The organism is Nonomuraea sp. NPDC049646, from assembly GCF_044465525.1.
Taxonomy (GTDB): domain Bacteria; phylum Actinomycetota; class Actinomycetes; order Streptosporangiales; family Streptosporangiaceae; genus Nonomuraea.
Map to the genome: position 1 here is coordinate 59,309 of NZ_JBITLU010000032.1, position 7,519 is coordinate 66,827.

The 7,519-nt window shown below is 74.0% G+C and carries 7 protein-coding genes; 2 read left to right on the plus strand and 5 right to left on the minus strand.

Annotation, left to right across the window (positions count from 1 at the left end):
- Positions 1 to 16: 16 nt before the first annotated feature.
- Positions 17 to 556: a heme-binding protein gene (locus ACIBQ8_RS49610; protein ID WP_397195700.1), complete on the minus strand. Its 540-nt coding sequence runs from the start codon at positions 554 to 556 to the stop codon at positions 17 to 19.
- Positions 557 to 757: 201 nt separating this feature from the next.
- On the opposite strand from ACIBQ8_RS49610, the gene ACIBQ8_RS49615 reads away from it, so the two are divergent.
- Positions 758 to 1,954 carry a sensor histidine kinase gene (locus tag ACIBQ8_RS49615; protein WP_397195701.1) on the plus strand — a complete coding sequence of 399 codons (1,197 nt, stop codon included), beginning with the start codon at positions 758 to 760 and terminating at the stop codon, positions 1,952 to 1,954.
- Positions 1,951 to 2,574 carry a response regulator gene (locus tag ACIBQ8_RS49620; protein WP_397179015.1) on the plus strand — a complete coding sequence of 208 codons (624 nt, stop codon included), beginning with the start codon at positions 1,951 to 1,953 and terminating at the stop codon, positions 2,572 to 2,574. Before ACIBQ8_RS49615 ends, ACIBQ8_RS49620 begins: the two co-directional genes overlap by 4 nt.
- Before the next feature lie 29 nt (positions 2,575 to 2,603).
- Here the strand turns inward: ACIBQ8_RS49620 and ACIBQ8_RS49625 are convergent, their stop codons facing one another.
- The 4 genes from ACIBQ8_RS49625 to ACIBQ8_RS49640 all read right to left on the minus strand — a co-directional run bounded on the left by ACIBQ8_RS49625 (position 2,604) and on the right by ACIBQ8_RS49640 (position 7,386).
- Positions 2,604 to 3,539, minus strand: a complete 936-nt coding sequence (locus ACIBQ8_RS49625; protein ID WP_397195702.1) for a TolB family protein — start codon at positions 3,537 to 3,539, stop codon at positions 2,604 to 2,606.
- Positions 3,536 to 4,726: an MFS transporter gene (locus ACIBQ8_RS49630; protein ID WP_397195703.1), complete on the minus strand. Its 1,191-nt coding sequence runs from the start codon at positions 4,724 to 4,726 to the stop codon at positions 3,536 to 3,538. The genes ACIBQ8_RS49625 and ACIBQ8_RS49630 overlap by 4 nt, the downstream gene beginning before the upstream one ends.
- Complete coding sequence (locus tag ACIBQ8_RS49635; protein WP_397179012.1) at positions 4,727 to 6,046, minus strand: discoidin domain-containing protein; 1,320 nt, start codon at positions 6,044 to 6,046, stop codon at positions 4,727 to 4,729.
- A 254-nt stretch (positions 6,047 to 6,300) separates the two neighbouring features.
- Complete coding sequence (locus ACIBQ8_RS49640; protein WP_397195704.1) at positions 6,301 to 7,386, minus strand: hypothetical protein; 1,086 nt, start codon at positions 7,384 to 7,386, stop codon at positions 6,301 to 6,303.
- Positions 7,387 to 7,519 lie beyond the last annotated feature (133 nt).

Below are 7,519 nucleotides of genomic sequence, written 5' to 3' on the forward strand. Positions count from 1 at the left end.
GGGCCGGTCCAGCCGGTCAGCGCAGCTGCCCGGCGACCGCCTTGAGGCCCGCCTGGGCGATGGACTCGTCGATGTCGCCGCCGGGGGCGCCGCCGACGCCGATGCCCGCGACCGGGGCGCCGCCGGAGGCGACCGGCACGCCGCCGCCGAGGAAGAGGGTGCCGGGGATGTCGGCGATGGACGGCCCGCCGCCGTCGATGCCCTTGCCCAGCTCGGACGTCGTCCGGCCGAAGGACACCGCGGTGAACGCCTTGCGCCGGGCCGACTCCTCGGTCTGCGGGCCCGCGCCGTCGCCCTTGAGCACCAGCCGGGTCGCGCCGGACCGGTCGACGATCACGACGGTGACGCGCTGCTTCTGCTTGACGGCCTCCTTCAGGGCGGCGTCGGCGATCTTCAGCGCGGCGTCGGCGGAGAGCGTGCCGGTCTGCACGACGGGCTCGGCGGCGGCGACCCTGGCGGCGTCGGCGGCCTGGGCGGGCGAGGTGGCGGCGACGGCGCCGGCCAGCACGGCCAGCCCCGACAGCGAGCCGGCGACCAGGCGAGTACGGATGTTCATGGTTTCTCCAGTTCGTCAGGGCGAAGTCGGACACCTCCAGGTTTCCGGGCGGACCGCCGCGGGCCATCGGGAGCACGGGCGATCCCCGCGCGCCGAGCGGACGAGTGCCGGGTCAACCGATCGGTTGATGCGCCGCCGCCCTGGCAGGGGCCACCCTCGACCAGGGGATAGTGTCGAAAGGGCGCGGCGACGGGGAGGGCCATGAGGGAGCGCACCTGGCTCAACTGGGCCATGCACGTCGGCTTCTACCTGCTGCTCGCCGCCTCGGCCCTGCGGCTGGTGTCCCGTCACGGCATGAGCGCCCAGACGGTGACGTCGCTGGCCGTCTGCGGCCTGCTCGCGCTGGCGTACGCGGCCGGGATCGTCTGGTGGGACCGGCTGGGCCGGCGGGGGCGGCTGGTCTGGCTGGGCGGCGTGGCGGCGGTGTGGCTGGCGCTGGTGGTGCTGGCGCCGTCGTTCAGCTGGTGCGCGGTCCCCCTGCTCTTCCTGTGTCTGCGGCTGCTCGACGCGCGCGCCTTCGCGGTGGCCGCCGCGGCGCTGACCCTGGTGGTGATCGCGGCCCAGCTGGAGATCGCCCGCGAGCTCGACGTCAGCCTGATCCTCGCGCCGGTCGGCATCGCGGCCATGACGGCGGTGATCTTCGGGGAGCTCCAGCGCGAGAGCGAAGCCCGGCGGCTGCTCATCGACGACCTGATCAGCACGCGGGGCACGCTGGCCGACTCCCGCCACCGCACCGGCGTCCTGGAGGAGCGCGAGCGGCTGGCCAGGGAGATCCACGACACCCTGGCCCAGGGCCTGACCAGCATGGGCATCCTGCTCCAGGCCGCCGACCGCATGTGGGCCGCCGACCCGGCCCAGGCCCGCGCCCACGTACGGCGGGCCGCCGCGGCCGCCGCCGACAACCTGGCCGAGGCGCGGCGGTTCGTCCGCGACCTCCAGCCGCCCGGCCTGGTGGACGTCACGCTGCCCGAGGCCCTGGCCCGGCTCTGCGCGGACGCCGGCGAGACCGGGCCGCGGGTGCGCTTCCGGCTGGCGGGCGAGGAGTACCCGCTGGCGCCGCAGGTGCAGGCGGCGCTGCTGCGGGTGGCGCAGGCGGCGCTGGCCAACGCCCGCGACCACGCCGCCCCGGCGGCGGACCCGGCGGCCGGGGTGACGGTCACCGTGACCCTGTCCTACCTCGACGGCGAGGTGACGCTCGACGTGTTCGACGACGGCGTCGGCTTCGCCGAACCGGCTCCCGCCCCCGGCCGCGGCTACGGGTTGCGGGCGATGCGCGACCGGCTGGCCGAGGTGCACGGCGTCCTGGTCGTGGAGAGCGCGCCCGGCGAGGGCACGGCGGTCGCGGCCCGGGTGCCCGCCGCCTGGCCGCCGCGGGCCCTGGACGGCGGTGAGGCATGAGGTTGTTCCTGGTCGACGACCATCCGGTGGTCCGGGCGGGGCTGGTGGCGCTGCTCGGCGGCGAGCCCGACATGGAGATCGTCGGCGAGGCGGCCGACGGCGCCGAGGCGTTGCGCGGCATCGCCGCCTGCTGCCCCGACGTCGTCCTCATGGACCTGCAGCTCGGCGAGGGCGTCGACGGCGTGGAGGTCACCCGGCGGGTCCGCGACCTGCCCGCGCCGCCGCAGGTGCTGGTGCTGACGACGTACGAGAGCGACGCCGACATCATGCGGGCCGTCGACGCGGGGGCCATCGGCTACCTGCTCAAGGCGTGCCCGCCGGAGGAGCTGTTCCAGGGCATCCGGGCCGCGGCCAGGGGCGAGAGCGTGTTGTCGGCCAAGGTGGCGACCCGGATGATGCGGCGCATGCGCGAGCCGGGCCCGGCGCTGAGCGCCCGCGAGATCGAGCTGCTGGAGCTGCTGGCCGGCGGGGCGAGCAACCGGGAGATCGCCCGCCGGCTCTACATCACCGAGGCCACCGTCAAGACCCATCTGGTGCACATCTACGACAAGCTCGGCGTGGACACGCGCACGGCCGCGGTCACGGCCGCGGTCGAACGGCGTCTCATCCGGCTCCCTTGACGGCCCCTTGGGAGAGGGGGCCGTCAGGGTCAGCGGACGGCGGCGGGTGAGCTCGCGCCGGGGACCAGCCGCCGGGGCGGGCCGCCGCCGACGTCGGCCGCCCACACGTCGCCGTCCTTGGCGTACATGACGGTGCGGTCGTCCAGCCAGGCGGCCTGGTCGTCGATGCTGGCCCGCTCCGCCAGCGGGCTCTCCCGCATCGTGGCCAGGTCCAGCAGGTGCAGCCGCCACGGGCCCGGCGAGACGCGTTTCTTGAACACCAGCCGGGTCCCGTCCGGCGACAGGGACGGGCACTCGGCGTTCTCCCTGAGCGCGCGCGCCCGCCAGGCCCCGAAGTCGCCCTCCACCAGGTACGTCTTGCCCTTGGTCGCGACGGTCGCGTAGAAGCGGTTGTCGTCGGCGGCGAACGTGACCCCCCAGTAGTTGACGTCGGCCGAGTGGTAGCGGCGGCCGTCGAGGTAGAGCGGGATGTCCTCCATGTTGGTGATGAGGTAGCCGGTCCGGGTGTCGAGGATGCCGGTCCAGGTGGAGAAGCCGCCGGTGCTGTAGGAGTCGCCGGTGACGAACACCGTCCAGGAGGCCATCCGGCCGCTGGCCGACACGCGGGCCCGGCTCGGCACGCCGGCCAGGTTGATCCGGCGGGTCTCCTTGAGCGACCGGTCCAGGACGAGCGCCTCGGTCTTCGGCAGCGGGCCGGGCCGGGTGACCAGGCACAGGGTGGTGCCGTTCGCCGTGTAGAAGCGGTCGCAGGCCCGGGAGCTGACCCGCGGCGGCGCGCCCGGGTCGGCGAGCGGCACGGAGGCGACGCGTCCGCCGCTGCGCACCAGCACCCGGCCCGGCTCGCCGGTGTCGAAGCCCGCCACGGCCGGCCCGGCCTGGCGCGAGGACGCCGCCCAGGTGGCGTACGCGGTCGCGCCGCCCGCCAGCAGGACCACGGCGGCCAGGAGCACGAGCACCCGTCTCATGGACGACCTCCTTGTGATCGCAGCGCCCGCCACGCGATCGCGGACGCCGTCACCAGCCCCGCGGCCATCACCGCCAGCGCCGGCCCCTCCCCCGTCCCGGCCCACAGCAGGCCGAACAGGATGGACGACACCATCCGGGCCGTGGCCTGCCCGGTCTGCAGCAGCGCCAGCCCGCCGGTGCGCACGCTCTCGGGCAGCATCGGCCCGGTCAGGGCCATCAGCACCCCGTCGGTGGCGGCGTAGAACAGGCCGTGCAGCAGCAGCGCGGGCAGCAGCCAGGCCGGGCCCATCAGCACCAGGTAGACCGCGAGCAGCGCCACGTGCCCGGCGACGAACACCGCCGCCCGCCCGAACCGGTCCGCCAGCCTGCCGAGCGGCACCGCGAGCAGCAGGTACGCCCCCGCCGTGCCCAGCGGCAGCAGCGGGAACAGCTCGGGCGCGATCGCCAGCCTCCGCTGCAGCACGAGGTAGACGAACGAGTCGCTGACCGTGACCAGGCCGAGCGCCACCGCCACCAGGCAGGCCCGGCGGAACCCGGGCTCCCGCGTCACCGCCGCCCGTAGCCGGACGCGGGCGGTCAGCGGGCCGCGCCGGTCCCGTACGTACAGGGCCAGCAGCAGCACGGCCAGCGCGGCCACGCAGAAGCTCGTCACGAACACCGCGTCGTAGGCGCCGGCCGTCGCGGTCAGCACCGCGAAGGCGGCCAGCGGCCCGAGGAAGGCGCCCACGGTGTCCATCGCCCGGTGCACCCCGAACGCGCCGCCCAGCCGGTCGGGCGGGGCGCTCAGCGTGATGAGGGCGTCCCGGGGCGCGGTGCGCAGCCCCTTGCCGGTGCGGTCGGCGGCCAGCACCAGGCCGAGGGCGGCGGCCGACCCGCCGGCCGCGAGCAGGCCCAGCTTGCAGACGGCCGAGAGCCCGTACCCGAGCCCGGCGACCAGCTTGCGGCGGCTCCACCGGTCGGCGGCGTGCCCGCCGGCCAGCCTGACCAGCGCGGTGGCGCCGAAGTACAGGCCGTCCAGCAGGCCGAACTGCACCAGGCTGAGCCCGAGCGCGCCCACCAGGTACAGCGGCAGGACCGCGGTGACCATCTCCGACGAGATGTCCGTGACCAGGCTGACCAGGCCGAGCGCCACCACGTTGGCGGGCACCGCCCTGGTCAGCCGGGTGCCGAGAAGCGAGATGTACATCTAGTGGCAGGAGTAGGTCGGGCTGCTGTCCTTGACCGAGCCGTCGGTCCCGATCAGCTGCCAGCCGAACGTGCTGCCGGCGAAGGTCAGCTTCAGCACCCCGAACGTGCCGCTCAGCCGCTTCTGGCTGTTGGGCTGCACGTTCTCGATCTGGTACGGCGACGCGCCGCCCATCCCGCCGAGCACCTCGACGATGCCCTTCGCGGTGTCGGCCTGGGCGCTGGGGTTCTGCGGCCCGAACCGCTCGTAGTGGTGGTCGTGGCCGTTGAGCACGAACTCGGCGCCGGCCGCGTACAGGGCCTGCCACACGGGCTTGGAGACGGGGTCGTTGCCGTGCTCGCCGGAGCTGAACAGCGGGTGGTGCCAGTACGCGGCCACGCACGGCTTGGTCGTGGCGGCGAGGTCGCTCTTGAGCCAGGTGAGCTGGGCCGACTGGTCGAAGTGGTTGGAGTCGAGCGCGACGAAGTGCCAGTTGCCCCGGTCGTAGCTGTAGTAGCTCTTGCCCTGCGGGAAGGCGATGGCGCCGAAGTAGGACTTGTAGCCGGCCTCGGACCCGGCCGGGTCGTAGGTCTCGTGGTTGCCGGGGACCGGGCGGGTCTTGGCCTTGAACCTGCCCCACGTCTTGTCGTAGTAGTTGCGGAAGTCCGACAGCAGGGCGTCGTCGTACTGGTTGTCGCCCATGGTGATGACGAACTCGGGGTTCATCGACTCGACCAGGGCGGCCGTCTTCGGGTGCACGCAGGAGGAGGAGCTGGCGGTGCACTGCTCGGCGATGTCACCGGCGGCGGCCACCACGAACGTGTCGCCCGGCGGGTCGGTGGGCTGGGTGCCGCCGCCGCCGTAGACCTGCATCTCCCACAGGGAGTAGCCGTAGTCGGTGCCGCGCGCGGTCCCGTACATGCGGACGTAGCGGCCGGTGCCGGTCACGGTGAGGTCGTCCACGTCGCCGTCGCCGGTGGTGGTGGAGTAGACGTCGGTCCAGGCGCTCCCGTCCGGGGAGGTCTGGATCTTGTACGACGTGGCGTAGGCGTCCTCCCAGGTCAGCTTGACCCGGCTGATCTGGGCGGACGCGCCGAGGTCGACGCGCAGCCATTCGGGGTCGTGGCCTTCGGCCGAGGCCCAGCGGGTGGCGGCGAGGTCGCCGTCGAAGGCCTTGGCGGCGGCGTAGGAGGAGGCTTCCTTGGAGGAGGAGGTGGCGGGTTTGCCCTGTGACAGCAGCGTCTCGGCGGTGCCGGCCGAGGCGGTGGCGGCCACGAGCAGGCCGGCCACCAGGCCGATCACGGCCATGACGGCCATGACGGCCAGGCGGACTCTGGACATGGCGATTCTCCTGGGGGTGAGAGATCGGAGCACGGTCCCGTGGGCGGCCGGGGCAGGAGTCTTTCGCTGAGCGCGTCACATCCTGGGGAAGGAAGCCGCGCCGAGCCGCTTACCGGGATCGTGGCGCAGGGCGCTGAGGGCTGTCAATGAAGTTAGGAAGGTTTCTTAACCCTGTTGGGCGGGGTTCACCCGGGCGGCGCGCGGCACGGCGAGGGCGCCGCCCGCGGGCCGGGCGGCTGCTCGCGAGCGGGCCGTCAGCCCGGGGTCACCGGGACGTTCGTCAGCCCGCGGGTGGCTCCCGTGACGGTGTTGGAGGAGCGCACGACGTTGGGATCGGCCGCGCACTTCGACGTCGATGTGATCTTGACGGCGTACGCGCCGACGCCGCCGAGATCGGACCGGTTGCCGCGCCAGACGTTGCCGCAGCCGTTGAGGAAGGACGGCGTCGTGACCGGATTGTGCGTCTCGTAGCCGTTGGCGAAGGTGCCGGGCGGGGCGAACGTGCCGGTGTTGTTCTCGATCGTGTAGCCGGAGCCCTTGACGTCCACCCAGGAGTCGGCGGAGTTCTGGCCGCTGACGCCGGTGCCGTCGAAGGTGTTGCCGCTGATCAGGCCGCCGCTGGTGCCCTCCTTGACGTCGATGTGCTCGGCGGCGACGTACGGGCCGATCGTGTTCCCGACGACCTGGACGCGGTCCGAGCGGTCCGCGCCGCCGGTGTTGCCGTGGCAGCCCCAGTTGGAGCCGGCCGAGCCGAGGTAGACGCCCTCGCCGTAACCGGGCTGGACGAGGCCGGTGTGGGTGATGCGGGAGCCGCGCAGGACGCCGTCGGACGAGCTGCGTCGGAAGTGCACGCCCTCGTCCTCGACGTGGTGCACGTACACGCCGTCGATCACCACGTGGGGGGAGGCGTCCAGGACGACGCCCTTCTTGGAGTCCTTGACGGTGAACCCGGTGAGCCGCCAGTACGGCGCCTCGTACAGCCACAGCCCGTAGCCGGGGTCCCAGCCGCCGCCGGGCGCGGGACAGGACGGCGCGGCGCCGGAGGGACCGTCGTTGACCAGGACGGCCTCCGCCGGTCCGGTCAGCGTGATCGGGGCGGCGGACGTCCCGGGACGCCGGGCGACGAAGGCGCCGTGGTACTCGCCGGGCGCGAGCCTGATGGTCTGCCCGGGAAGCGCCGCGGCCAGCGCGCCGGCGAGCTGGGCCGCCGTGGCCACCTCGACCACCCCGACCACCCCGGCGCCGGTCGCTCCGGCGGGTGGTTTCGCGGCGGACGGCAGCGCGGCGGACGGGGCGGAGAGCAGGAGTGGCAGCAGGCCGGTCAGCAGGGCCCGTCTCATGGGGTTACTCCCTTCGGGGGGCCGTGGCCCCCGCCCGGGGGCCCCGGGCCCCCGGGGGGGGCGCCCCCCCGGCCGGCCCCCCCAAGGTTGCCCGCCACCAGAAACATAACAGGAGCATTGTTGATGCCGGTGA

Coding starts and splice junctions, on each gene's coding strand:
- ACIBQ8_RS49610 (WP_397195700.1), bottom strand. CDS start 556: ATGAACATCCGTACTCGCCTGGTCGCCGGCTCGCTGTCGGGGCTGGCC.
- ACIBQ8_RS49630 (WP_397195703.1), bottom strand. CDS start 4,726: ATGTACATCTCGCTTCTCGGCACCCGGCTGACCAGGGCGGTGCCCGCC.
- ACIBQ8_RS49635 (WP_397179012.1), bottom strand. CDS start 6,046: ATGTCCAGAGTCCGCCTGGCCGTCATGGCCGTCATGGCCGTGATCGGC.
- ACIBQ8_RS49615 (WP_397195701.1), top strand. CDS start 758: ATGAGGGAGCGCACCTGGCTCAACTGGGCCATGCACGTCGGCTTCTAC.
- ACIBQ8_RS49620 (WP_397179015.1), top strand. CDS start 1,951: ATGAGGTTGTTCCTGGTCGACGACCATCCGGTGGTCCGGGCGGGGCTG.
- ACIBQ8_RS49640 (WP_397195704.1), bottom strand. CDS start 7,386: ATGAGACGGGCCCTGCTGACCGGCCTGCTGCCACTCCTGCTCTCCGCC.
- ACIBQ8_RS49625 (WP_397195702.1), bottom strand. CDS start 3,539: ATGAGACGGGTGCTCGTGCTCCTGGCCGCCGTGGTCCTGCTGGCGGGC.